At 44.3% G+C, this 26,470-nt stretch carries 22 protein-coding genes and 1 other annotated feature; of the genes, 16 read left to right on the forward strand and 6 right to left on the reverse strand.

Annotated elements, in window-relative coordinates:
• Positions 1-53 precede the first annotated feature (53 nt).
• The 5 genes from aroA to ptsP all read left to right on the forward strand — a co-directional run bounded on the left by aroA (position 54) and on the right by ptsP (position 6,429).
• Positions 54-1,349 (forward strand): 3-phosphoshikimate 1-carboxyvinyltransferase, encoded by a 1,296-nt coding sequence (gene aroA / locus AC787_RS27000; RefSeq protein ID WP_054028026.1) that lies wholly within the window; start codon positions 54-56, stop codon positions 1,347-1,349.
• A gap of 54 nt (positions 1,350-1,403) precedes the next feature.
• On the forward strand, positions 1,404-1,838 hold the full coding sequence (locus tag AC787_RS27005; RefSeq protein ID WP_054028027.1) for a CoA-binding protein: 435 nt from the start codon (positions 1,404-1,406) through the stop codon (positions 1,836-1,838).
• Between the two features lie 137 nt (positions 1,839-1,975).
• Positions 1,976-2,614, forward strand: coding sequence for a hypothetical protein (locus tag AC787_RS27010; protein WP_054028028.1), 639 nt, complete (start codon positions 1,976-1,978; stop codon positions 2,612-2,614).
• Between the two features lie 189 nt (positions 2,615-2,803).
• Positions 2,804-4,690, forward strand: a complete 1,887-nt coding sequence (locus AC787_RS27015) for a glucose PTS transporter subunit IIA (protein ID WP_054028029.1) — start codon at positions 2,804-2,806, stop codon at positions 4,688-4,690.
• Positions 4,687-6,429, forward strand: a complete 1,743-nt coding sequence (gene ptsP, locus AC787_RS27020) for a phosphoenolpyruvate--protein phosphotransferase (protein WP_054028030.1) — start codon at positions 4,687-4,689, stop codon at positions 6,427-6,429. The genes AC787_RS27015 and ptsP overlap by 4 nt, the downstream gene beginning before the upstream one ends.
• Here the strand turns inward: ptsP and AC787_RS27025 are convergent.
• A complete protein-coding gene (locus tag AC787_RS27025; RefSeq protein ID WP_054028031.1) occupies positions 6,426-6,956 on the reverse strand; it encodes a type 1 glutamine amidotransferase domain-containing protein in 531 nt (176 codons plus the stop codon). The genes ptsP and AC787_RS27025 overlap by 4 nt on opposite strands.
• A 52-nt stretch (positions 6,957-7,008) precedes the next feature.
• Between AC787_RS27025 and AC787_RS27030 the strand changes: the two genes are divergently transcribed.
• The 4 genes from AC787_RS27030 to AC787_RS27045 all read left to right on the forward strand — a co-directional run bounded on the left by AC787_RS27030 (position 7,009) and on the right by AC787_RS27045 (position 9,868).
• Positions 7,009-7,446 carry a VanZ family protein gene (locus AC787_RS27030; protein WP_054028032.1) on the forward strand — a complete coding sequence of 146 codons (438 nt, stop codon included), beginning with the start codon at positions 7,009-7,011 and terminating at the stop codon, positions 7,444-7,446.
• A 188-nt stretch (positions 7,447-7,634) separates the two neighbouring features.
• Positions 7,635-8,018: a hypothetical protein gene (locus tag AC787_RS27035; RefSeq protein WP_321166174.1), complete on the forward strand. Its 384-nt coding sequence runs from the start codon at positions 7,635-7,637 to the stop codon at positions 8,016-8,018.
• A 141-nt stretch (positions 8,019-8,159) separates the two neighbouring features.
• The gene (gene ccpA / locus AC787_RS27040; RefSeq protein ID WP_054028034.1) at positions 8,160-9,164 is read left to right on the forward strand and encodes a catabolite control protein A; all 1,005 of its coding nucleotides are present in this window, start codon (positions 8,160-8,162) and stop codon (positions 9,162-9,164) included.
• Between the two features lie 5 nt (positions 9,165-9,169).
• On the forward strand, positions 9,170-9,868 hold the full coding sequence (locus AC787_RS27045; RefSeq protein WP_054028035.1) for a 5'-methylthioadenosine/adenosylhomocysteine nucleosidase: 699 nt from the start codon (positions 9,170-9,172) through the stop codon (positions 9,866-9,868).
• A gap of 87 nt (positions 9,869-9,955) precedes the next feature.
• Here the strand turns inward: AC787_RS27045 and AC787_RS27050 are convergent, their stop codons facing one another.
• The gene (locus tag AC787_RS27050; RefSeq protein ID WP_054028036.1) at positions 9,956-11,131 is read right to left on the reverse strand and encodes an acetoin utilization protein AcuC; all 1,176 of its coding nucleotides are present in this window, start codon (positions 11,129-11,131) and stop codon (positions 9,956-9,958) included.
• Between the two features lie 87 nt (positions 11,132-11,218).
• Positions 11,219-11,854: a GNAT family N-acetyltransferase gene (locus tag AC787_RS27055; protein WP_054028037.1), complete on the reverse strand. Its 636-nt coding sequence runs from the start codon at positions 11,852-11,854 to the stop codon at positions 11,219-11,221.
• A gap of 241 nt (positions 11,855-12,095) precedes the next feature.
• On the opposite strand from AC787_RS27055, the gene acsA reads away from it, so the two are divergent.
• Positions 12,096-13,820, forward strand: a complete 1,725-nt coding sequence (acsA, locus tag AC787_RS27060; RefSeq protein ID WP_054028038.1) for an acetate--CoA ligase — start codon at positions 12,096-12,098, stop codon at positions 13,818-13,820.
• A gap of 63 nt (positions 13,821-13,883) precedes the next feature.
• On the opposite strand, the gene AC787_RS27065 is transcribed toward acsA, so the two are convergent.
• A complete protein-coding gene (locus tag AC787_RS27065) occupies positions 13,884-14,267 on the reverse strand; it encodes a VOC family protein (protein ID WP_054028039.1) in 384 nt (127 codons plus the stop codon).
• Positions 14,268-14,490: 223 nt separating this feature from the next.
• On the opposite strand from AC787_RS27065, the gene AC787_RS27070 reads away from it, so the two are divergent.
• Positions 14,491-15,450 carry an aldo/keto reductase gene (locus AC787_RS27070; RefSeq protein WP_054028040.1) on the forward strand — a complete coding sequence of 320 codons (960 nt, stop codon included), beginning with the start codon at positions 14,491-14,493 and terminating at the stop codon, positions 15,448-15,450.
• A 141-nt stretch (positions 15,451-15,591) separates the two neighbouring features.
• On the opposite strand, the gene AC787_RS27075 is transcribed toward AC787_RS27070, so the two are convergent.
• On the reverse strand, positions 15,592-18,654 hold the full coding sequence (locus tag AC787_RS27075; RefSeq protein ID WP_054028041.1) for a transglycosylase domain-containing protein: 3,063 nt from the start codon (positions 18,652-18,654) through the stop codon (positions 15,592-15,594).
• Between the two features lie 121 nt (positions 18,655-18,775).
• Positions 18,776-19,081: a binding site (T-box leader), on the forward strand.
• 54 nt (positions 19,082-19,135) lie between these two features.
• Here AC787_RS27075 and tyrS point away from each other — a divergent pair.
• The 3 genes from tyrS to AC787_RS27090 all read left to right on the forward strand — a co-directional run bounded on the left by tyrS (position 19,136) and on the right by AC787_RS27090 (position 22,604).
• Positions 19,136-20,392, forward strand: a complete 1,257-nt coding sequence (tyrS, locus tag AC787_RS27080; protein WP_054028042.1) for a tyrosine--tRNA ligase — start codon at positions 19,136-19,138, stop codon at positions 20,390-20,392.
• A 131-nt stretch (positions 20,393-20,523) separates the two neighbouring features.
• On the forward strand, positions 20,524-21,054 hold the full coding sequence (locus AC787_RS27085; protein WP_200930766.1) for a protease: 531 nt from the start codon (positions 20,524-20,526) through the stop codon (positions 21,052-21,054).
• A gap of 26 nt (positions 21,055-21,080) precedes the next feature.
• Positions 21,081-22,604: a flotillin family protein gene (locus AC787_RS27090; protein WP_054028043.1), complete on the forward strand. Its 1,524-nt coding sequence runs from the start codon at positions 21,081-21,083 to the stop codon at positions 22,602-22,604.
• A gap of 56 nt (positions 22,605-22,660) precedes the next feature.
• Here AC787_RS27090 and rpsD read toward each other — a convergent pair whose 3' ends face one another.
• Positions 22,661-23,263, reverse strand: coding sequence for a 30S ribosomal protein S4 (gene rpsD, locus AC787_RS27095; protein ID WP_054028044.1), 603 nt, complete (start codon positions 23,261-23,263; stop codon positions 22,661-22,663).
• Between the two features lie 332 nt (positions 23,264-23,595).
• Here rpsD and AC787_RS27100 point away from each other — a divergent pair, with 332 nt between their 5' ends.
• Together AC787_RS27100 and AC787_RS27105 are read left to right on the forward strand one after the other, a co-directional pair.
• Positions 23,596-25,569 (forward strand): sensor domain-containing diguanylate cyclase, encoded by a 1,974-nt coding sequence (locus tag AC787_RS27100; RefSeq protein ID WP_235561132.1) that lies wholly within the window; start codon positions 23,596-23,598, stop codon positions 25,567-25,569.
• Positions 25,570-25,703: 134 nt separating this feature from the next.
• Positions 25,704-26,441 carry a hypothetical protein gene (locus tag AC787_RS27105; RefSeq protein WP_054028045.1) on the forward strand — a complete coding sequence of 246 codons (738 nt, stop codon included), beginning with the start codon at positions 25,704-25,706 and terminating at the stop codon, positions 26,439-26,441.
• The last annotated feature ends 29 nt before the right edge of the window (positions 26,442-26,470 follow it).

The raw sequence follows: 26,470 nt of genomic DNA on the forward strand, positions 1-26,470 counted from the left end.
GCCTATCGGCTGTAGATGTGTATATATTATTGTAAAGGGAGATCATACGAACTATGGACGTTTTAGTGACACCAACGCCAAGACTTGAAGGTGAACTTCAAGCGCTTTCTTCAAAAAATTACACAACACGCTATCTTCTGGTAGCCGCTCTTGCTGAAGGAACGAGTACGATCTATTTTCCAGCTCACAGTGAAGATAGCGATGCAATGCGCCGCTGTATTCGGGATTTGGGAGCAACTGTGGAGGAGGATGAGGAGAAAATCGTCATTACCGGATTTGGCCGTCATCCCAAGCCAGTTGAGCAGCTTGATGTCGGTAATGCGGGAGCGGTATTGCGTTTTTTGATGGCTATCGCGGCACTTTGCCCAGACGTAACCTTTATTAATCGTTATCCCGATTCGCTCGGCAAACGTCCTCACAGCGACCTGATTGAATCTTTGACATCGATGGGTGTTTCTATTGAGCATAATGAAGGAAAACTACCGATTCGCATTCAAGGCGGGGCTCCAAAAGGTGGAAAAATTCAAGTGTCAGGCAACATAAGCTCGCAATTTTTGAGTGCCTTGTTGTTTTTGACGCCTCTACTCGAAGAGGATAGCGAGATTGAAGTGCTGCATGATTTGAAGTCCAAGGTTGTAGTTGGCCAGACGCTTGAAGTATTGGAGCAAGCCGGAATTGTTATTCACGCAGATGAGGACTATATGCGATTCCGTATTCCAGGCGGCCAAAGCTATGAAGCGAAAACCTATTCTGTGCAAGGCGACTATCCTGGGTCCGCTGCAATTCTAGCAGCGGCAGCCGTAACCGAATCGGATGTCATCGTACACCGTTTGGAAGAGAAGAGCAAACAGGGTGAGCGTGCTGTCGTTGACGTATTGAAAATGATGGAGGTTCCTCTTACACACGAGAACGGCATTGTCCATGTGAAGGGCAATGGCAAGCTGAAAGCCGTCGAGTTCGATGGCGATCATGCAACGGATGCTGTACTTGCGATGGTTGCAGCGGCAGTTTTTGCTGAAGGGACCTCAAGATTCTATAATGTAGAAAACCTGCGCTATAAAGAGTGTGATCGCATTACCGATTATTTGAATGAATTGAGAAAAGCCGGCGCAAACGTGGAAGAACGCCAAGCCGAAATTATTGTGCACGGACGCCCAGAAGGTGTTGAGGGCGGTGTTGAAATTAATGCGCATTACGACCATCGTGTCATCATGGCATTATCGGTAGTTGGATTGCGTGCAAAACAGCCTATTCGAATTCGGGATGCCCATCATGTTGCGAAGTCCTATCCGATTTACTTCGATCATTTGCAAGCTTTGGGAGCAAATATCGAGTGGATTGAAGGCTAATCGTAATAAGACGTTTAAAAGCTTGTTCACAAAATAATGAATCGAGGTATGATCATGGCATTTGAGAATCCAACTCGTGAGCAAATTAAGGGTATTTTGGAGAAAAGCACAACGGTAGCTGTTGTTGGCTTGTCAGACAATCCAGAGCGTGTATCCTATATGGTATCTGAAGCGATGCAAGCGAAGGGTTACACGATTATTCCTGTCAATCCTAATGCCGATTCTATATTGGGACAAAAAAGTTATCCGTCACTTAAAGATATACCCGTGCCAGTAGATATCGTAAATGTATTTCGAAGAAGCGAGCATACCCCACCAGTAGCTGAAGAGGCGGTTGCAATCGGCGCTAAAACCTTCTGGCTGCAGCTTGGTATTGCTAACGATGAGGCTGCTGCGATTGCTGCTGCGGGCGGCTTAGAGGTTGTCATGGATCGCTGTATTAAAGTAGAGGATTCCATTCTGCTTCCAGGCGGGAAATCCAAAACATAACAGTCATAAAAAACAGGTCACTCCTACACAATAAGAAAGCTTCAAGAGCGAGTGCCTAACTTGCATTCGTATTTACACAGCGAAGCAGGCGGCGGTCACTTGAGGACTATATGATTGTAATTCAAGGAGGACAAGACGTGAATCAGTTTTCGCAACAACCGGGTAATTACCAAGGCCAACAGAGCTACCTTAACCAAAACGCACATTATGAACCAGTAGGGAATGTGCAATCGCATTACCAAGGGCAGCTTAGCCAACCGACTTTTGGCAGAGAAACGAACTCCATTGTTGCTAACTCGCCAGGCGGTTACCAATTGTCAAATGCTTATAGCCAAGGAGCTCAAATGCAACATTATGCTCCCAATAGCTATTCGAATATGACGCATCCGGTGGGAACGAACAATTCATTCATGTCGCATCAACCGGTTCAAAGCTATGCCGGGTCGCCAGCAATGGCGTTTGGCAACGTTGGCCCGGTTATCGCACATGTAGGTTATCAAGCTGGATCTGATAATAACCAACATTCAATGTATCAGCCAATCTCGAATAATGGGTCACAGTATGCTCAGCATGCAGCACCCCATTATGGAGGCTACGTGCAATCGCATTTCCAAAACGGATATGGCGGTATGACACAAACTCACTCGAACACGTCAATTCACCCTGTGTATGAAGCAACTAATGCATATCAAAACGCGGGGCCAGTCATTTCCCGTGTAGGCTGGCAGTCGACGAGTGCAGTCAATTCTTCTCCTTATTCAGGCGGTATGCGATAACATCTTTTTAATACAATTAGAAAAGAATCATCAACATTGGCGGGCCCTTACAGGCTCGCCGTTTTACTTTGACAAAAAGGCAGCAAACGCTTAACATCGATATAGATGTGTTTAGGATAATGCTTACGAAGTTAGTTTTGCTTTGCAAAATAAAGCATATGCTTAAGCAAAACTTTAAGGAGGTACAAGATGGTTTTCATTGGGAGCCTGCAGCAGCTCGGTAGAGCGTTCATGCTGCCGATGATTGTTCTGCCAGGCGCGGCCATATTTATGAGTTTAAGCAAGCTGCCATGGGCTTACTTTGGTCTGCCAGGCATGGAAGGTTATTTATTAGCTGCTAGCGAAACAATTTTTACGTATTTACCATATATTTTTGCGCTCGGCATATCACTAGGTTTGACAGGTAATGCTCTTGCAGCGGGGATGGCAGCTCTCGTAGGTATGGCTATTTATAGCGGTATTACAGGGTCGGCTGAGGTGCCGATTGAGCCAACTGTACTTATTGGTACCCTCATAGGGATTGTATCAGGTGTCAGTCATGAGAAGTTTAAAAGTTTACGATTACCGGAATACATACAGTTTTTTGGCGGTCCGAGATTTGTACCATTATTTGTAAGTGTCGTTTGTTTATTATTCTCAATAGCTATGATCAATATTGCTCCTTATTTACAAATCATGCTGGTGGAGCTAGGAGAAATCGTTGCATCAGGCGGCGGCTTCGGCGTGTTCTTATACGGATTTGTACATCGGATTTTGGTTGTTTTCGGATTGCATCATTTGGTCAGCCATGTATTCTGGTTTCAAATTGGCAGCTTTGAAACAGCTTCTGGACAGATGATATATGGTGATCTTCCGCGTTTCTTCGCAGGTGATCCTACAGCTGGCTCGTTTATGGCTGGACTCTATCCGACGATGATGTTCGCTTTGCCAGCCATTGCTTTCGCGATTATTCATGAGGCACGCGAGGATTTAAAGCCGAAAATTCAGAAAACGTTTATGTACGCAGCGCTTGCGTCATTTCTAACGGGCGTAACTGAGCCGGTTGAGTTCGCATTTTTGTTTGTTGCTCCGTATTTATACGTCGTCCATGCGATATTGTCAGGTATTATAATGTGGGTTACTTATGAGCTCGGTATTAAGCACGGGTTCTCCTTCTCAGCTGGAGCTATTGATTATGTTATCAATGAGCATTTGGCAACGCGAGGATGGCTTATCATTCCGATCGGCATCGTTGTCGGTTTCGTTTATTACTTCTTGTTTCGCTGGGCGATACGAAGATTTCGGATTCCGACGCCAGGTCGTGAGGAAGGCTCACAGCTTGATGAATGGGCAGGTGATATTCCATATCGTGCGCCGCTTATTTTGCAAGCCATTGGCGGCAAACAAAATATAGAAAAGATGGAGTCCTGTATTACAAGACTGCGGCTTAAAGTATCCAACGATAAGCTGCTCGATATAAATGCGCTTCGTAATCTTGGTGCTGCAGGCGTAATTAAGTTAGGCGGCGGTCATGTTCAGGTCGTATTCGGCACGTACTCAGAGCTTATCCGTGAAGAAATGATCAAGACCATACACCGTGATCAAGCTCAAGTTTTATTCCATTCACCAATGCAAGGCCGGATGATTCCACTGGATGAGGTACCTGATCCGATATTTGCAGGTAAGCTTGTCGGACAAGGCGTCGCATTCATCCCTGAGAAAGGGGAGCTCGTATCACCGGTTAAAGGCAAAGTTATGCATATTTATCCGACTATGCATGCGATTGGTATCCTTACTCCTGAGGGATTGGAGGTCCTTCTTCATATAGGCATCGATACCTCCCGCTTGGCAGGCAAAGCATATTTTAATGCGCTTGTTAAAGAAGGGGATGAAGTTACGCCAGGTATGATGCTCATCAAGTTTGATTTGCAGCGAGTTCGAAAGGAGAGCAAATCGCTTGCTACTCCTATGGTTATAACAAATTCGGATCTTGTTCACTCATGGCGGTTTGCACCATTCAAAGCGGTGAAAAAGGGGCAGTCCTCGGTATTGTCTGTTGTACTTAAAGAGAGAAACGGTGGAGGGGAAACACAATGATTCAAGGAATAGGGGCGTCAGCAGGCATAGCGATTGGGAGATCGTTTGTGCTTCCGAATTGGGAATGGGAGTTACCGGAGCAAAAAATCGATGTAGCCGATTTTGCCCGCGAGTTCGAACGTGTATACGAAGGTATTCGTACCTCTAAGTCGGAAATTGAACAGATTAAAGACGATCTGCGAGATGTTGTCGGCTCAGAGGAAACACATATTTTCGATGCTCATATAGCCATTTTGGACGATCCTGTCTTTATGAATGAAATACAAGGTATTATCCAACGCCAGTACAAAGCGGCTGAGGTTGCTGTTAAGGAAGCCATTGATCATTTTGTTACGATGTTTGATCTGCTTGATGATGAGTATATGAAGGAAAGGGCATTGGATATTAAAGATGTGGGCAACCGATTGCTGAAGCATCTGCTAGGAGCTCCGGAAATTAAACTGCCTTCAGATACACAGCCATTTATATTGATTGCTAAGGAGCTCTCACCTTCTCAGCTTGCACATATCAATCCGCAGCATGTGCTTGGTATTGTGACCCTTGCTGGCAGCAAAACTTCACATTCAGCCATTATGGCTAGAGCGCTCGGCGTACCACTTGTTGTTGGTGTTGAGACTAAGCTAGTAGAGCCGATTCAAACGGGGCAAACGCTTATTATTGATGGCATCGAAGGCACCGTGTTTATCGATCCTGTTCAGCAAGTTATTGACTATTATACAGAGCTGCACACGCATCAATCCGAAGCGAAAAAAAGGCTGCATGGCATTGCAGGTCATCGTCCCGTAACGCCAGATGGAAAAAGGTTGGAGCTTGCTGCCAATATTAGCTCCTACAAAGAACTTGAAATTGCAATGTCCAGCGGGGCACATGGAGTTGGGCTGTTCCGAACGGAATTTTTGTACATGGATCGGAATAGATTTCCAAAGGAAGAAGAACAGTTCGAAGTATATCGCAGTGTAGCCGAACGTCTTGAGGGTGAGCCACTCGTCATTCGAACGTTGGATGTTGGGGGAGACAAACAGCTTGATTATTTTGAACTGCCGGAGGAAGACAATCCTTTCCTCGGTTATAGAGCTATTCGGATATCGCTGGACCGAAAGGATTTATTCAAAACGCAGCTCCGTGCTATTTTGCGAGCGAGTCATTACGGTCAAGTTAAGCTTATGTATCCCCTCATTTCATCCGTAGATGAGGTGCGTGCTGCAAACGCAGTATTAAACGAAGCGAAGCTTGAGCTTGAGGCAGCGGGGTATCCCTATGATAAAGGGATGAAGATCGGAATTATGATTGAAGTTCCTGCCGCTGTTATGATCGCAGATTTACTTGCAGAAGAAGTTGATTTTTTTAGTATCGGGACCAATGATTTGGTACAGTTCACGTTAGCTGTGGATCGTATGAATGAGGAAATTGCTCATTTGTATGAGCCTTATCATCCAGCACTTATTCGTATGCTGCGTATGACTGTAGAAGCAGCAAAACGGAGCGGGATAACCGTTGGCGTGTGCGGTGAGCTTGCAGGTGACTTAAGAGCGCTGCCGATATGGCTAAGCCTAGACGTGGATGAGCTGAGCATGTCCTCGCATTCGATTTTGCCAATAAAGGAAAGGCTCCTCTTTACTTCACAAGAAGAAAGCCACGAAGTATTTGAGCAATTGCATACTTGCCGTACAAGCACAGAAATATTGGAGCAGTTAACTGGTTTTATGGAGCGTTTGGACAAAAAAACAGCGAATGGTTAACCCATTCGCTGTACTAGTGCATCTACAAATGCTTTCGCATAGGGAGGAAGATCTGGTGGACGACGTGCCGAGATGAGGTTTCCATCGACAACAACTGCTTCATCGAACCATGTCGCTCCCGCATTTTCCATGTCATCTCGAATACCAGGTGTTGAAGTTACTTTGCGTCCCTCCAAAATTTTCGCTGAAATGAGTACCCATCCAGCATGACAGATTTGACCGATCGGTTTGTCAGCTGCATTCAGTTCTTGTACGAGCTGAAGCACTTTTGGATAACGTCGCAGTTTGTCGGGGGCCCAGCCGCCTGGAACCAATAAACCAATAATGTCTTCACTGTTTACTTCATCGAATGACAAATCAGCAACGGCAGGTACTCCGTATTTGCCGATATGTTTTTTGCCTTTTTCAGGTCCAGCATATAAAACGGTTGCTCCGGCCTCGCGAGCACGGTAAACAGGATACCATAGCTCCAAATCCTCAAATTCGTCGTCTAGCAAGCAGATGACGGTTTTATTTTGTAATGGCATAATTTCCCCTCCATCTAGTAAAGATCTCTATTATTGTAACGAAGGAGAAACAATGAAGCAAACTGAACGTAATTCTAGATCATTTTCATACCTAAGACTGCTGCGCTTTTTGCCGGCTATTGCATGGATGGCCGTTATATTTGCGCTATCTTCTAGAACAGGTGACGAGATTAATACCATTCTCCCTTTCTTTCAGAAGTTTTTCCCCTTTATAGAAGGCTTTAATTGGGGCCATTTTGTTTCTTACTTCATTCTTGCGATTACCATTGACTATGGCATTGGCAAGAGGGGTGACCGTTTTTGGATGAAGGTCATTATCGTCCTTATTTGTGGGTTGTACGGAATTACAGATGAATATCATCAGTCTTTCGTTGGAGGTAGAATGCCAGACGTTATGGATGTGCGGAATGATCTCATCGGAGCGGCGATTTGGACCCTTGTTGCAGCAGTGCCCTGGGTAAGGAAAATATGGAGAAAAGTAGCCCCATAACCGGTATTTTGCGAAAGTTTTTGAGTGTAATTTTAGTAGTAAAAATTACAAGGTTGTGCATGCAGGAATTTGTGCGAAAATAGTCGAATCAGTTATACATTATTACTCTGAAAGCTATGCTTCTTACGATAGCTGCCACTAAGAAGGGGTGGACCACTTTGCATAAGAGTTGTCATTGTGGCGACATCATGAAGATGAAACTACGCACAGTTATTTATTCAGGGAAGGTAGAGATTGATAACGTTCCTATATATTCTTGCACAACCTGCAATCGCAGTGAAGTATTTCCGGAAGTAAAGCCGGATTTATCAGGATTAATTGCTCAATTGGGGGCTCAACCAGACAAGCAGACATTTCTTTTTAATGAATGCAACGAGTGGGCTAGTATCTTGGTAGAGGCAAAGGCGGATAAGCAACAGACGGATCGTACCGCATTCGAGAGATTGGTGGAGCAGAGAATCAATAAGCTTCTTGATTTGTATTTGCTTGCTCAAACGCTAAACGATGAGGCATGGATTTTGGATTTGAAAAAGAGACTTGAGCAAATAAGCCGTCGAACTCTGCTTACATAGTTTTTCAGATTATTGTTTTTACATGCCATGCAAAATGAGCGAAACATGCGTCAACATTGCGAAAAGAAATATTTTGTCGTATGATAACGTTAATATGCGTCGTGCGTAATTATAAAATCTGAGCTAATGGAGAGAAACATTGTGACGGTAACCATTTATGATGTAGCAAGAGAAGCAGGAGTATCAATGGCTACGGTTTCTCGGGTTGTGAATAATAATCCCAATGTGAAACCAGCAACACGCAAAAAAGTATATGAAGCAATAGAACGACTAGGATATCGTCCGAATGCCGTAGCAAGAGGCTTGGCAAGTAAGAAAACAACGACAGTGGGCGTAGTTATCCCTGATATTTCTAATGCTATTTTTGCTGAAGTAGCTCGTGGAATTGAAGATATCGCCAATATGTATCATTATAATATTATTTTGTGTAACGCGGATAAGAAAAAAGATAAAGAAATCCGTGTTATCAATACGCTGCTTGAGAAGCAAGTAGACGGCTTGTTATTTATGGGCGGAGCAGTGACGGAAGAACATTTGCAAGCATTTAAGACAGCTAATGTTCCAATTGTACTTTGTGCAACTTCAGATGAGAGTGGACAAATTCCGTCTGTCGACATCAATCACGAGGATGCTGCGTTTGATGCTGTACAAAATTTGTATGAGCAAGGACATAGAAGAATTGCGATGATCAGCGGTACACTTCAAGATCCTTCCATTGGTTATGCAAGATTCCAAGGCTACAAGCGTGCGCTTGAAGCTGTAGGTATCACATACGATGATGCGCTAGTTCGTACTGGCAACTATCGTTATGAATCAGGCGCAGAAGCAATGAAGTATTTTATTGAGCTGGACGAGCGTCCTACAGCTGTATTCTCCGCAACTGATGAAATGGCGATCGGCGCTATTCACAGCATTCAGGATTCCGGTTTGAGAGTACCGGACGATATCTCAGTCATTAGTGTTGATAACAGCCGTATGGCATCGATGGTTCGTCCACAGCTTACTGCTGTAGCTCAGCCGATGTATGATATTGGTGCAGTATCGATGCGTTTGCTGACTAAGCTGATGAAGAAAGAAAATGTAGAACAATCCAAAGTTGTGCTGCCGCATGAGATTATCGTGCGCCAATCGGTTGGAGGAATATAAAAGAAATGTCGTTTAATAAAATTGGAATTATCGGCGCTATGGCGGAAGAAATTGAATTACTACATGAGCATGTGAACGTAGTGTCTGAGGTAACAAAAGCAGGTATTACATATTATGAAGGTAAACTTCACGGCAAAACGATCATATATTGCAAATCAGGTGTAGGAAAAGTAAATGCTGCTGTTTGTACGCAAATTTTACTTGATCTTGGGGCTGATTGTGTACTGTTTACTGGCGTTGCCGGTGCAGTTGATCCAGAGCTGAATATTGGTGATATCGTTGTTTCGACAAGCTGCGTGCAGCATGATATGGATTGTACTCCACTAGGCTTTGCCCGTGGAACGATTCCATTTCACCCAAAATCAGAGTTCCCTGCTGACGAGCGATTAATCGAGCTGGCTTCTGCTGCAAGCAACCGACTATTCTCAGGACGCAGTCTACAGGGCAAGGTGCTCTCAGGCGATCAATTTATTGCTAGCCGTGAGATGGTCAAGCTGCTTCACGAGACGCTGCAAGGTGCATGTGCGGAGATGGAAGGCGCTTCAGTAGCTCAAGTATGCGATATGAATAATACACCATTTGTAATTATTCGTTCGATGTCTGACAAAGCAGATGGATCGGCTCATGTGAACTTTCAAGAGTTTACGGTAACTGCCTCCAACAACTCGTATCAGATTATTGACGATATCCTCCAACATATTTAAAGTGTAAGAACAATACAAAGAACCAGTTCCGATGCCAGCATCGGAACTGGTTCTTTTTTTTGATGCGAGCTTGCCGCAGTAATTGGATTATAAATCCTGAATAACGATTTGTTGCATCATTCTATTTTTGTTTGTAATTTCGGTTCGTCTGGGCATAGGCTCTATGTCAGCTTGATCGTCCATCCAATGCTCAGGAAGCTTGTGAGGGCTGCTGGATTCCCAGCGACTGAGCCAGTTATCTGGAAGCCTAGCATCCTCTCCAGCTGCAATGGAACGAGCAATGGGGTGGTCGATCATCGTAAGCCACACCAAAGACCAAGCTCTTGGAACGACGCGAAATATATCATAACCGCCGCCACCTAACGCAATCCAGCGACCATCTGTATATGTATGGGCTAATTCGTGTATGATAGCTGGAATTTCGGCATATATTCGCATGCTGCAATGAATGTGAGAGAGTGGATCAAAGGCGTGAGCATCGCAGCCATGCTGACTAATAATGACATCCGGTTGGAAGGCTGAAATGATCTTGCGCAATGTGATATTGAAGCTCTCCAGCCAGGATTCATCCTCCGTATAAGGCTCGAGCGGCACATTATAGCAAGCACCAAATCCATGGTCTGTGCCTTTCTCGTGCACGTAGCCTGTACCGGGAAATAGAAATTTCCCTGTTTCATGTATGGAATAGGTACATACGTCGGGATCGTCATAGAAAACCCATTGTACCCCGTCGCCGTGATGGACATCCGTATCAATGTAAAGAACTTTTGCCCCATACGTTTGACGGATATGTTTAATGGCGACTGCTGCATCGTTATATACACAGAAGCCTGAGGCGCGGTCAGGAAAGGCGTGGTGCAATCCTCCGGCCAAATGATAGGCATGCTTAGCTTGGCCAGTCATAACAAGCTCAGCGGCGGTTACAGAGCCTTTGACGATGGTCGCAGCTGCCTTGTGCATGCCGGGGAAATAAGGTGTGTCTTCTGTGTGCAGTCCGAACTGCAGTGCAAGCGGGCTGCTTTCGTCGATTTCGGCTTCGCTTAATTGCTTAACAGCATCTAAATAGTCTGTTCTATGCACGAGCGACAACAGTTCATCCTCGGAATACGCGGTAGGGAACTGGATATCCTCATCGGGCAATGCATCAACTTCTTTGAGCAGATCGATTGTTAAAGCAAGCCGCAGCGGATCGAAAGGATGCTCCTCACCGAATTTATATCCGCTAGTATCCGAATGGTAGATGAAAATAGAGTCAGAAGCCATTCCTATCCTCCTTAAGGTTTGCGCAGCAAACCAGCATGGTAAGCGTTAACTAGGTTTGCGCAGCAAACCAGCATCGTTACCAAAAGCTTAATACATAAACCGCTGACGAAAACGCACACGGTCAAAATGTTCAACGGAGCTTAGGGGAACCTCAGTGCCGATACGCACCATGAGACAATTCGCGGGATGGGAGCAAATTTCGGGGTCATCAGTAGCGAACCAAATCATTCCGACCGCTTGCATTAATTTTTCCATCATCTTACGATAATCCCATACATTCAGCTTTGTACCCTCAAGATCCCAATGCCAATAATATTCTGTCGTAAATACAATCACATTTTCTAATTGCTCCTCGGCAAAGGCAAGTTGAATCATCCGTTTTCCTAAACCTAAGCCGCGATAATCATCTGCAACTTCTATTGCGCCGAGCTCGATTAGATCCGTCATTCCGCCTTCTGACCAACGTTCAAGTTCGTCCGCATAGTGGAAGGTCACATATCCTACGATAACGGAATTCTCACGCGCTAATATAATTCTACCTTCATCTAGACCAGCGATTTCAACTAGCGCAACATGCTGCTCGGTTGGTCTTCTGAATGCATCGAGTGATTTATGCATCGTCATGCTTGCTAATCGATCGGGTGGTACTGGTCCTTCCAGAATAAGTTCACGACTTGCGTCCATAACGAGTTGCTCTCGCTGCAAACGCTTTCGATGTTCCAAGGCTGCCCCCCCTTTGCTGTTAATTGCTGCCTAAACACAATCCTCTATTACTCTTTATAACAAACATTTTACTAAATGAAAAGCGTAGTCGAATAGAAAAAAGTTATGTTATAATATATTTGGCGGTTTAATATGATGGGATGCGCTAGTTGATGTCGTCTTGTTTGCCTCAAGTTACGACATCGTTTTGAAAGCGTATTCTTACAAATTAGAAACACAGATTTGATGGGAGAGTGATAGTATGATCAACCTACATCAAGAGCGAATTCCAGCGACTGCGCAAAATTCGAACTTACCGAATTATGAAGAAGCGATTAGTTCTTTTGAATGGAGTCAAATCGAAAGTCAATTTAGCTGGTATACGACTGGAAAAGTGAATATGGCTTATGAAGCCATTGACCGTCATGTCGAGCAAGGAAAAGGCGATAAAATCGCTCTTTACTATAGTGATAGTGAACGCGATGAATCCTACACATTTGAACAAATAAGCAAGCAATCCAATCGTTTTGCAAATGTTTTGCGCAAGCTTGGCGTTACCAAGGGTGAACGTGTTTTCATCTTTATGCCGAGAACACCGGAGCTTTATTTTAGCGCTCTTGGTGCGTTTAAAGTCGGCGCTGTCGTCGGGCCTCTATTCGAAGCTTTTATGGAGACAGCGGTAAAGGACAGATTGCACGATAGCGAAGCTACTGCAATCATTACAACTCCAGCACTTCTAAAAAGAATTAAAAGAGATGAGCTGCCGAATCTGAAGCATGTAATCGTTTTCGGCAAGGATTTAGAGAATGAAGAGGGTATTATTAATTTTGCGGAAGAAATGGCTGCAGCGTCCGATGAGACTGAGATTGAATGGCTGGGGCTCGAGGATGGTCTCATTTTGCATTATACATCCGGTTCTACGGGCAAACCAAAAGGCGTATTCCATGTTCAAAACGCGATGATTCAACATATGTATACAGGACAAATTGTACTTGATTTGAAAGAAAATGATATTTATTGGTGTACTGCAGATCCAGGCTGGGTTACTGGTACATCCTACGGTATTTTTGCACCATGGCTTAATTGCGCAACAAGTGTTATACGCGGAGGACGTTTCAGTCCAAGTGATTGGTATAGTGTCATTCAGAAATACGGTGTCACGGTATGGTATAGCGCACCAACGGCATTCCGGATGTTAATGGGGGCTGGGGACGAAATATCGCAGCAGTTTGATCTTACAAGCTTGCGACATGTCCTAAGCGTAGGTGAGCCGCTTAACCCAGAGGTTGTTAGATGGGGAATGAAGGTTTACGGCCAACGCATTCATGACACGTGGTGGATGACAGAGACAGGCGGTCAATTGATCTGCAACTATCCAAGCATGGATATTAAGCCAGGTTCAATGGGCAAACCGCTGCCAGGTGTCAAAGCTGCTATTATCGATGATAGTGGCAATGAAGTGCCTCCATATCGTATGGGCAATTTAGCAATTCATGTTCCTTGGCCGTCGATGATGCGTAAAGTATGGAACAATCCTTCTAAGTATGAGGAATATTTTTACTTAAAAGGTTGGTATATCTCTGGTGATTCGGCTTATATGGACGAGGAGGGTTATTTCTGGTTCCAAGGGCGTATCGATGATGTAATCAACACAGCAGGTGAGCGGGTAGGCCCATTTGAGGTTGAGAGCAAGCTAGTTGAGCATCCAGCCGTGGCAGAAGCAGGGGTCATCGGTAAACCTGATCCTATGCGTGGAGAAATCATTAAAGCGTTTATTGCGCTCCGTGAAGGCTATGTGGCCTCGGACGAATTAAAACAAGAGATTTCACAATTCGTAAAGGTTGGTTTATCCGCTCATGCAGCACCAAGAGAAATTGAGTTTAAAGATAAGCTTCCAAAAACACGAAGCGGCAAAATTATGCGCCGTGTGCTGAAGGCATGGGAACTGAACCTGCCGACTGGCGACTTGTCAACGATTGAAGACTAATCAAATCATTAAAGAGGATGGCTCCTGATCAGATCAGGGGCCATCCTCTTTTTAATTCCTGTATTAGCGTTGGAATAACTCGATTCGTTCACCATCGGGCCCGCTTACAAAAAAGTATTGGTAGCCGTTAGGAAGTACTGTGATACTCTCGTCGATGAATGTCACCTCAAGCTGCTTCAAGCGATCAAACTCCGCATGGACATCGGTTACAGTAACCGCAAAATGATGCACTTTGCCTTCACTTGGAAGGTTATCGTTATAACCTTGAATTAATTCTAATTCAGTCTCCTCGGACTCGCTGAAGCCGAGAAAGGCGAGCTCAATAATTCCATTTGTATGAGGTGTTCTTCCCTTAAGTTCAAATCCGATAATTTCAGTATAAAAAGTAATGGAAGCCTCAATATTTTTAACCATAACTCCAACATGATCGATACGTCTTTTTGTCATTTTTTTGTTTCCTTCCTAGTTTGGGATATGGAATTTTATCACTATAATGAATGATTTTTATGATAAGGAGATGGAAAACAGATGTCAAGTAATAAATATTGAAAGCGAAAAATGATGCTGGTGTTTTTTGAAAAAAATGGGTTGACTTTCATGCAGACAGATTTATAATTATGTTAGTTCCAAGTAATCGGGTAGGAATAATTAAGTAAAGGAGGTTCTCTTGTTGGATAAGAGAAGATTAGGCAATAGTGAGCTTTATCCATCCGTTATTGGGTTTGGTGCTTGGGCTGCTGGTAAAGCAGGCTGGGGAGCCGTCGATGATAATGAGATGGAGGCCACCATTCGTCGTGCGTATGAGCAGGAGATCACTTTCTATGACACTGCTCCTGCCTATGGCCTGGGATATTCGGAGATAATGCTCGGTAAAGTGCTAAAGCCTGTTCGGGAACATGTCATTATCGCAACAAAAGCTGGCCTCGTATGGTATGAACAGGGACAGTTTAGTATAAATGTGACAAAAGCAAATATCATTCGTGAGGTTGAGGAAAGCCTGCGGCGATTAAATACGGACTATATTGATTTATATCAGATTCATTTTCCAGATGCTAGCGGTAAAACGGCGATTGAAGAGACGTTCGAAACGTTAAATCAATTAGTAATCGAAGGAAAAATTCGAAATATCGGAGTTTCAAACTTCAATGTTCAACAATTAGTAGCAGCACAGACGGTTAGCCAGATTGTATCTTTGCAGCTGCCTTATAACTTGTTCCAGCGTGATGTTGAGCATGCTGCGTTACCTTATGCGAAACAGCAAAATATCGGATTTATTCCTTACAGCCCACTGGCACAAGGTTTGTTGACGGGGAAATTCAATTATTTAACGAGGCTGCCAAAGACGGATGTTCGCGCACAACTTAACCCTTTATTTTCGGAGAAGCAATTTATAAAAAACATTGTCATTATCGAAACGTTTACTGGAATTGCTAGAGCAATCGGAAAACCGTTAAGTCAGGTAGCGATTAACTGGTTATTGTATCGTAATGAAATTACGAGCGTGATTGCTGGCGCGAAAACAATCAAGCAGCTGGAGGAGAATACGGCAGCGACAAAATGGCGTTTATCTAGAGAAGATTATGAGCAAATAGGTCGATTGTTTGAAACGGATTCTTCTTATGTTATTTAAAAAAATAGTATGCGACGCTTGTTACAGCTCTTTTTTTATTTTATCAATCATTTTGATCTAAAAAGAAAAGGTAGCAGTCTCTCGCGAGGCGGCTACCTTTCTCATTATTTATTCACAGTAATCGATAAGTGTCAGGTTCTTCTAGCTAATCGTTTGCTTCGAGGAGGGCGCTGACTCGCCATTCGCGTTTTCTGAGGTTACATAAAAGGAACCAGTGACAAGCGGTGCAACGTACTCAAAGCTTGTTTCCAAGGTCGATCCGATTTTTGAATATTTACCATCGTTTTTTGCGCTGTAGTAAATATTATATTGCGTCACTTGGTCGGACACACTGTTCGCTGCCCAAGTTAATCGCACGCTCAGATCCGTTTTCGCGGCTTGTAAGCCTGTTGGAGTGGCAGGTGCTGTTGTTGAACCAGATCCATTTCCACTTGAGTTGTCACCGCCAGTAGGCGGCTTAGGGGTGCTCGGCGTATTGCCAAATTGTGCGATTTGACTAGGTGCTGATTCTTTGCCGACCACATCAACCGCTGTTACGTAATAGGTGTAGTTTTGAGCATTGGAAGCATACACCTTCATCCGTTTGTCTGAACCGACCGTAATGGATTCCCCTTGCTTCTCGTAAGGACCTTGATTAGCCGATCTATACACTCGATATCCGACGACATCAGCAGCTTTACTGTCGCTAAATGTCAATACGAGCACTCCATCCGACGATTGCAGCTTAATGCTTGCCGGAGGCGGAGGAGCAGCCCCATCATCAACGCGAGGGTCTGGTTTAGATGGCGCATTGTTTTCCGCATCCGCAGGAAGGTAGATATTAATTGGACGACGGCTGCTTGCTGGAAGCTTCTGCTGTGCTGCCTTAATCTCATCCATAAGAACATCCAGCGGTTTTTTACGCTTAATTACGATTTGTTCCTTAACCATATCGCTAGGAGTAGCTTTGTTTGGAACATAGTTAACGCCATTGAAAGAGATATATGCCATCTTCACGAGCGCGTCATCTGTTTTCTTAGGTATATCTTTTTTGTTGAACCAGTCGGTAACAAGCATGCCGGCTTCCTTCGTTAATTTACTCGGAAGCATGCCGCTAGCGCTCGACACCGTAGCTTTGACAATGCCGGATGGCCGTTCAAATTCTTTGGTGACGAAAACATCAGGTTTCTTCTCTGCCATCTTATTCATAATAAGTGCCCATATTGAACGAGCTCGCGTTTTACCGACCTCGGATAGGGAGTTGACCTGTTCCTCATAACCGGCCCACACGCCCAATGTGATATCCGGTGAGAAGCCCATGAACCAAACGTCACCGTAGCTTTGTGTGGATCCTGTTTTACCAGCAATAGGAATTTCACCGTATTTATCGAATTGCGATTTCAATTTGTTTGCGGAACCGTTTCTGCTTGAAATAACAGTCGATAACATATCCGTCATCAAAAATGCGCTTTGCTCCGAGAACACTCGTTTTGATTCCTGTTTATGTTCATATACAATTTTTCCGTTTGCGTCTGTAATTTTTTGAATCATATAAGCATCATTGAAAACGCCTTTGTTCGGGATAGAGCCATAAGCATTCGTAAGCTCTTCTACCGATACGCCGATGCTTAAGCCGCCAATTACACCGGTTTGCGCATAAGCATCTTCCGGCTGCAGCGTCGTAATGCCTAGTTTTTTAACAAATTCCCAAGCATTTCCAATTTTGACTTCCTCATTGAAAATTTTCAAAGCAGGCAAGTTCAATGAACGGTTTAACGCTTCACGCGCCGTAACTAGACCCGCGAATTTACGGTTTACGTTCATCGGGATATGGAAACCCTTCTGGCCATCCTTGAGAACAATTGGAGCATCATCAATAATGCTTGCGGGTTGAATAATACCCATCTCGATAGCTGGAAGATAGGCCGCAAGTGTTTTCATCGTTGATCCGGGCTGCCTTGTCATCTGAGTGGCATAGTTTAACTGCTCCTCGTAGAAGTCGCGGCCTTCCAGCATTCCGACTATTGCGCCAGTCTTGTGATCGAGCATGACCGCAGCAATCTGCTCAAGCCCTTTTTTCTCGCTGTATGGTGTAAAGTTCTCATCATTCGTGCCAATCTCACGCATGAGCTGGTAGATATCCTTGTCAATCGTCGTATGAACATGGTAGCCGCCGCGAAGCAAATGATCGCGAGCTTCTTCAATTAGTGGTGCATTTTCTTTTTTGCGAAGGTCTGCTTTGGTTAATGTAGAGTCCTGCGCCATTAGCATAATTTCCGCCGCTTGGCGTTCCGCTTCAAGCATTAGATAAGGATAGGTAGTGTAAGCTTTCTCTTTTGTCTTAGCCAACGTTTTCCTAATATCGAATTGGAGTGCTTCGTCATACTCCTGCTGAGTAATCCGCCCAGTCTCGAACATCCGCATCAATACAGTTTTTTGACGTCCTAGCGCGAGTTTGAAGCCTGCTTCATTGAATTGACCTTTACCTGTGAATGCTGTATAGGCAGAAGGCCTTTGCGGAAGGCCAGCTAAATAGGCAGACTGCGCGATATTCAACTGGTTTAGATCAGTAATATCAAATATCCCTTTGGCAGCTGCTTTAATTCCGAACAAATTGTAGCCGCTAGAACCGTTCCCAAAAGGAACTTTATTCAAATAGGCTGCTAAAATTTCTTCTTTCGTTAAATAACGTTCCATGCGCAGCGATAAAAATATTTCTTTAATCTTACGGCTATCGGTTTTGTCCAAACTCAGAAATACGCGGCGAGCAAGCTGCTGAGTAAGCGTACTTCCGCCCGTTTGCGTATCTTCATTTAGAAGCTTTTGCTTTACTGCACGTCCTAGGCCGTTAATGTCTACGCCGTAATGCTCCAAAAAGTTATTATCTTCAATACCGAGTACGGCATTAATAACCTGCGGCGGTAAATCATCATATGTAATAATCATTCGGTCCTCTGACGTTCTTAGCTGTCCGACAAGTGAAGCATCATTGAAGTAAACAAATCCAGTTATGGCATTTTCGCCGACTTTTTCGACAATAACGGATCGAGGTCTTACGGTTTCGTCTTTCACAAGCGCTGCCACATAACCAGTTACTGCTCCACCGGCAAGCAATCCGATGAAGATTCCGAAATATACCATCCATTTTACTGTTATAAAAGTTACGATTCCAAATGTACGCCATTTGCTTCTTTTGTTTGGCGCAGGTTGACGATCTTCTTGCATTTATATAACTCCTCCTCCAAATAGCACACCTATTATAACATAAATCGCTAAAGTAACGCATTCTTTCCTTGCATTGACTTCGCTGCACTGCTATGGTATAAATTCAATAATGTTTTATCTAATCAATGCTTTGAAGGGCATGAGTAGACAGCGAATCGTACTTTCAGAGAGCCGGTGGGTGGTGGAAACCGGCATGCGCCGCTTGTTGAATTACCGCCTGGAGCTAAGTGAAGGAACCGTTTGCTGACAATCGTCTGCACATTTTGGCATTAGAGCCTGTGGGGCAGTCGAATCAGCCGTAGTAGTTCACTTCGGAGCCCGTCTCCGTTATCAACAACGAAGTGAGAGTACCTCTTTTTTTAATGTAAAAAAGGCAGGAGTACTCTAACGAGGGTGGTACCGCGAGCTAATCCTTCTCGTCCCTTGGGGCTGGAAGGATTTTTTATGTCTATATAGACGCATACAAGGGAGGAAAAGTTCTATGGTAAAGTGGGAAAGTTTAACCAAAGAGCAGCAAAGTGAGGTCGAGCGTCAGCTGGCTGTCATTCGCCGCGGCGTTGTGGAGATTGTACCTGAGGATGATTTGAAAAATAAAATTGCGAATTCTGTCGCAACAGGCACGCCATTAAATGTAAAGCTAGGACTTGATCCTTCAGCGCCAGACATTCATATCGGCCATACTGTTGTTCTGCACAAGCTGCGTCAATTCCAGGAACTTGGTCATCAGGTTCAGCTGATTATCGGTGATTTTACAGGCAGAATTGGTGATCCGACTGGGAAATCAGAAACGCGGAAGCAATTGTCGGAAGAAGATGTGAAGCGAAATGCGGAAACATACCAGAAACAAATTTACAAAATATTAGATCCACAGCAAACAAAGCTCTACTACAACTCGGAATGGCTTGCACCGCTTAACTTCGCGGATGTTGTTAATCTAGCGGGGAAAGTAACGGTTGCACGAATGATGGAGCGTGATGATTTTACGAAGCGCTACACGAATGGTTTGCCGATCAGCATTCATGAGTTTTTCTACCCGCTGATGCAGGGATACGATTCCATTGCTCTTAATTCTGATGTGGAGCTGGGAGGAACGGATCAGACATTCAACCTGCTGATGGGCAGAACTTTGCAGAAGGAATATAATAAACCGGGACAGATCGCGATCATGACTCCCTTGATCGAAGGGCTGGACGGCGTAAATAAAATGAGCAAAAGTTTGGGTAATTACATCGGCATTGATGAAGAGCCCAACCAAATTTACGGCAAATCCATGTCGATTCCAGATAGGCTTATGCTCAAATATTACGAGCTTGCTACCGATTTAAGCAACGAGGAGCTGGCGGCATTGAAAGCAGCGCTCGCAGATGGATCGGTACATCCACGCGATGCGAAAATGCAGCTTGGGGCGACATTTGTACGAATGTACCATGGTGAAGCGGCAGCGATAGCAGCGGAAAATCATTTTATAACGGTATTTCAACAACGCGCGTTGCCAGATGATATTGAAGAGGCGGCTATTTCCTCGGATCAATTGGAAAATGGTCAGATTGGGATCGTGAAGCTCTTGACTTTGCTCGGCTTGCAGCCAACGAGCAGTGAAGCTAGAAGAAGCGTTCAGCAAGGTGCCGTACGTCTAAATGAAGAAAAAATAACAGATATTAATGTGAATATCGCTCCTAAGGATGACGACGTGATTCAAGTTGGTAAACGTAAATTTATAAAAATTAAATTAAAATAATTGGTCTAATAGAGCTTGTTGAAATGATAAAATTCAACAAGTTCTTTTTTTTTGAAACAAAAAAGCGTTTTCAACGTATTAAATAACGGAAGCATTAACAGGTTATGGATACTATGGAAGGGGGGAGAGAGTTGGAGACGCTATTTATGTCTTGTCTAGTCGGAGGAATCCTTTACGCACTCGTAAGTATTATTTTTGGGGATTTGATCGGGCAGGCACTCGATGGTGCACTCGATTTTTTATCCTTAGACGGTCATTCATGGCTGTCGCCGACTGCGCTAGTGGGCGGGATAACCACTTTTGGCGGGGCAGGGATCCTACTCGGACGCTACACTGCATTTGGTTCAACTGCGATCGTGATTATCTCTTTACTCATCGCACTTACAGCAGGAATAGCTGTTTTCTTTCTCTACATTAAGCCTATGGAGCAAAGCGAGAATTCTATCGCTTTTTCGCTTAATGATTTGTCGGGTAAGCTTGGGGAGGTGCTGGTCCCCATTTCTGCAAAAGGGTATGGCGAAGTGATGGTTAAGGTGGGAGCAGGATTTACGAATCAAATTGCCGCTAGTTTCGAAGGCGTTGAAATTACAAGCGGCTCGAGAGTTGTTGTTGTTGAGGTAAGGGATAGCACTCTGTATGTTTCGGAAGTGAATTTATCTTAATTGATGCAGCTGAAGGGGGAAAATCAATGGAAGATTATTACATTATACCTGCAATCGTTGTCGGAGTTTTCGTTATATTAGGTCTTGCCTTCTGGGCGCGCTACAAAACAGTTAGTCCGGACGAGGCGATGCTCGTAACGGGATCGTTTCTGGGAACCCGAAATGCGAGTACGGATGAATCTGGGCGCAAAGTGAAAATAATTAGAGGCGGAGGCGCGTTTATTCTGCCGATATTCCAAAAGGCTGAGTTTCTATCTTTATTGTCGCATAAGCTGGATGTGTCAACGCCTGAGGTTTACACAGAGCAAGGCGTGCCTGTAATGGCGGACGGTGTAGCGATAATTAAAATTGGCGGCGCGGTTGAAGATGTGGCGACGGCGGCAGAACAATTTCTAGGCAAGCCTACCGAAGCACTCAAGGGTGAAGCACAGGAAGTATTGGAAGGACATTTGCGCGCTATTCTAGGATCTATGACCGTTGAAGAGGTTTATCGCAACCGTGATAAATTTGCGCAAGAGGTACAAGGGGTTGCAGCTAAGGATTTGAAAAAAATGGGTCTTCAAATCGTTTCCTTCACGATCAAGGATTTGCGCGATAAGCATGGATATTTGGATGCGCTGGGCAAGCCGCGAATTGCTGCTGTAAAGAGAGACGCTGAAATTGCTGAAGCTGAAGCCATTCGGGATGCTAGAATTCAGAAAGCACTCGCTGCCGAGGCCGGTCAAAAAGCTGAGCTTGTGCGTGATACCAATATAGCGGAAGCCGAGAAGGAAAAGGAAATGAAGGTCGCTACATTTAAGCGTGATCAGGATACGGCAAGAGCGGAAGCGGATCAAGCTTATTCGATTCATGAAGCTCGCGCTAAGCAAAACGTAGTAGAAGAGCAAATGAAGGTTGAACTCGTGCGTAAAGAACGTGAGATCGATCTTGAAGGAAAAGAGATATTGCGTCGTGAGAAGCAGTATGATGCTGAAGTGAAGAAAAAAGCGGATGCTGACCGTTACGCGGTTGTTCAAGCGGCGGAAGCGAATAAAGCGAAGCTTCTTAACGAAGCCGATGCTCTGCAATATCGTATTGAAGCGGAAGCAAAGGCGCATGCTACACAGAAACGATTGGATGGATTAGCTGTTGCAGAAGCGGAGAGAGCGAAGGGTACAGCAGAGGCAGACGTTATTCGACTTCGCGGATTAGCGGAAGCGGAGGCTAAAGAGAAGTTAGCCGAAGCCTTCGAGAAGTTTGGTGAAGCTGCAATACTTGATATTATCGTAAAAATGCTTCCTGAGCTGGCAGGGAAAATTGCAGGCCCTATCAGCAACATTGATAAGCTTACCGTTGTTGACACCGGAAATGGTGAAGGGGCAGCTCGTTTAAGCAATTATGTGACTTCATTAATGTCTACTGCGCCGGAAATGCTGAAGAGCGTATCGGGAATCGATGTGAATGCAATCATTAAAGGATTGACGACAAAAGGTATTAATCTACCAACAGCAACCAGCAAGCCAGTAGATATTGCGGCTGCTCCCACAGTGATTAAACTTCCTGAACAATAAAAGCAGTGTAAACAGAAAAAAACCTTGAACCAATTGGTTCAAGGTTTTTTTGATTATTAACGGCTGTAGAATTCGACGATTTGTTTCTCGTCGATATCTTGGGAAAGCTCACCGCGGTCAGGCAGACGAAGGAATTTACCTTCCATTGCTTGATCGTTGAACTCCAAGTAGTTCGGAAGGTGATGACGGCCTTCCATAGCTTCTTTAATTGTTCTAAGGCTGCGGCTGCGCTCGCGCAAACCGATTACATCGCCAAGAGAAACGCTATAAGAAGCGATATCCACTTTCTTGCCGTTTACAGTTACGTGACCATGTGATACCAACTGACGAGCTCCTGCACGGGAGTTGGAAAGGCCAAGACGGTAAACGAGGTTGTCAAGACGGCTTTCAAGGAGGCCCATGAAGTTTTCACCGGCTTTACCTTTCATTTTTGCCGCTTTGTCAAACAAGTTGCGGAATTGTTTTTCGTTCAAACCGTACATGTGACGAAGCTTTTGTTTCTCTTGCAATTGAACGCCGTAACCGCTCATTTTTCTGCGTTGGTTAGGGCCGTGTTGACCCGGTGGAAAAGCGCGTTTTGCAAGTTCTTTACCCGTTCCGCTCAAAGAGATTCCAAGGCGACGGCTTAGTTTAAATTTAGGTCCTGTATAACGTGACATACGTAATATTAACTCCTTCATCAAATAAATTTGTGAATGGGGTTGTGTTTCGCCGAATACGTTCAACGTCCGAGCAAGCTCGTCCCTGATAGGCTAGTCAGCCGCTGGCCTATAGTGAACGTATTTCATGAGGGTGACACAAAACCGTACGCCCATCTATTCATCAATAAATAATATATGAAATATATAGCCGTTGTCAAGGTTAACAAAGGAATTTTAATGATGAGTCATACACATCGAAAGTCCTATATTTAAAAGACATAGTAGTGCAAATTTCTCAAAAATGGAGTATGATGATTGTAATATTAAGTGAAAATAGGAAGCTCATCACCTTGGTTGACAGATGGAAGGGTTGGGGCTGCATGGTTGATCGAATGAATAGCAATTTTGCATATCGTAAAACATCAACAATTGTTGATACAACAGCAGAGTCACAACCGATTTGGTTCATCAGCGAAGATATTAGCGATGCGGACAAGCCCTTGCTATCTCCATTGTTCCAAGACAGTTTCAATCAGTGGGTAACTGAAACATCAGGATTAGCCTCATCTGAGGCTGGTGAATTTGTGTTATTCAATAAAGAAGCAGAAGAGATAGCTTCGGTAGGACTTTTTAACGCTGAGGGTTGCGAGAAACGCAGCACTGAGCTTGCTAAGGTTGTCCACAGCGTTTTAAGCAGCGGCCAACCAAGCCATAATGAAGCAGAAGATGTATTTGCAGCAGCCGTGCCTATACTGAGGCGAAACGATGGTGCTGTTTTTTGTATTCTTGCCTATGTATCCTCAATTGGTTCTAATATTGATATCATGCAGCTTCAAATGTGCTCATTGCATTTCCGCAGCTGCTTTTACCATAAGTTTGAACAGCTCTATGTCAAGGATTTACTCCTGCAGCAGCAGCGCGCGGAGCAGGAAGCAAGTAGAAGAGATTCCTTGTTTCAAGCTGCCAAACGACTTTATGATCAAATCGATGTTGCATCCGTGTTGTCCGAATTGCTTCGAAGCTTGGAACAGCTTTATCCAAACTCTGAAGTTCATTTATATTTATCACAAGATCATTTGAACGGGGATCCACGTGTGAAGTCGCTTGTTTTCAAGAACCTGGAGCATGATCTCGTTGCCAAGGCGTTTTTGAACGGTAAATCGGTAACGGAGCATGATAGAGACGGCACGCTTCGACTGGCTGTTCCGATGAATGGCAAACAAGCTGCTTATGGTGTGCTCTGTTTGTACATTGGTCCAGGCAAATGGGATGATGCAGACTTGCCTGCTTTTCTGCTGCTAGCAGATACTGCAGGTTCAGCCTTCGAGAACGCGAAGCTGTACGAGCAGTCGAATCTGCTCATTAATGAGCTGCGCCTTATAAATGAGCTTACTAAACGATTAAACCAGTCGTTAAAACTTAAAGAAATTTTTCAATTTGCTACCAGTGAACTTTTAACGATATTTGATGCCGATTACTGCTGTGTTCTGCAGCTGAACAAAGAAAAAAATCAATTTATTGTAATGTCCAGTAATTTTCCATCGCTGACAAGCGAGCAGTTCTCGCCTGATTACGGGTTCTGTGGGATGGTATATCGAACCAAAGAGCCGATGATCATATCCGATTACTGGCATACTCGCGTTGTGACCTCCAAGCTAATGGATAATACCGAATCAAGATCGCTTATTGCCTCACCGATCATGGTTGACGGGGAGGTTGTTGGCGTAATCCTGATTACACATAAAGCTCCTAATTTCTTCTCCTATGATAATTATAAATTGCTTCAAGTAATGAGCACTCATATTGGACTTGCAGTAACAAATGCTTCACTGCATGCCGAAGTTCGCCGTATGGTGATAACAGACAATTTAACAGGACTGCATGCTCGCCACTATTTAAATGAGCAAATTCAAAACCGTCAGCGCAAAGACTCGTTTGGTTCGCTGATTCTCGTAGACATTGATCTGTTTAAGCGTGTCAACGATACGTACGGACATCAAGTTGGTGATCGTATACTCATTCAAGTGAGCAATATTATTAGAGGATCGATCAGGCAAGAGGATATTGCCGCGCGCTGGGGCGGCGAAGAGCTTGCGATTTACTTGCCAGGCATTCGGGCTGAACAAGCGTATCGCATTGCTGAACGAATACGATTGTATGTTGAGAAGGAAACGGATCCTGTCGTAACCGTATCGTGCGGCGTTTCCGAATGGACGTTTGAGGATGAGAAAATTAGCGTTGAAACCCTATTTTATCGCGCGGACATGGCACTTTATGAAGCTAAGCACAATGGAAGAAATTGCATTTTCGTTGGACAAAACTAAAAAGCTCGGATATATGATATGCCATAGAGGAGGATACTGCGGATTGCAGTATCCTTTTTTTTGTTCATGTTCGGAATAAGGAGCATACAGGTTAGGGACGATACTATAGAACATGTTGGACGGGAGGTATGCAAATGAAAAGAAAGAAAGCAATTGGCGTGAGTATCCTCACTTTTGCAACTATGCTATCGTTTGTCGGATGCGCAACTGTTGGCGATCACCGATCTCCGGAGGAATGGCTGTCTTTATCTTATTCTGGGCTTGCTGCAACGGATCAATATGATTTCACAGGATCGATGAGCATTAAGACAGAGGGAGGCCTAGCTTTTAAACCAGAAGTATTCGAAGGCAAAGTTGTGGATCATCAGCAGCTTACGTTGCAGACGAATAGCCAGGAAACGATGCATTGGAATCCGGTAAAGGTGCTAGAAACGTTAAATCAATCAAATGAAGAAGTTCAGATCGTAAATGACAGCATGAATGCGGAGACCGTAACGCTGTTGATTACAGAAAATGAAAATGTGTCAAAGGAGAAATGGGAGCAGCGTCTGCGGCAGCAACTTGACCAACTAGTAGCAAATATGCCTTCAGGAGAGCAACCTTATCGACAAGAATGGATGGAGGAAATGGCGCGATCTCGCAACCAGCTTGATGCTATGCTCTCGACCATGCATGCAAGCACAGAGTATGAGCTCGTTATCGACCGAACGAAGCTGCTTCCGCTGAAGATGGAAGAAAAAACATCCTTTCAGTACACCTATAACAAACGTCCGTTTTCCGAGTCAAGATACACAACAGTTAGGTTTCAATCCTTTAACGGTGCGTTGAGCGACACTGTTCAGCAGATGCATAAACGTGTTACGATGGATTAGTTTATGATCGAAAGTTAGAAGGAGAGGAA

It is taken from the genome of Bacillus sp. FJAT-28004 (genome assembly GCF_001280845.1).
In the GTDB taxonomy this organism is placed as follows: domain Bacteria; phylum Bacillota; class Bacilli; order Paenibacillales; family Paenibacillaceae; genus Pristimantibacillus.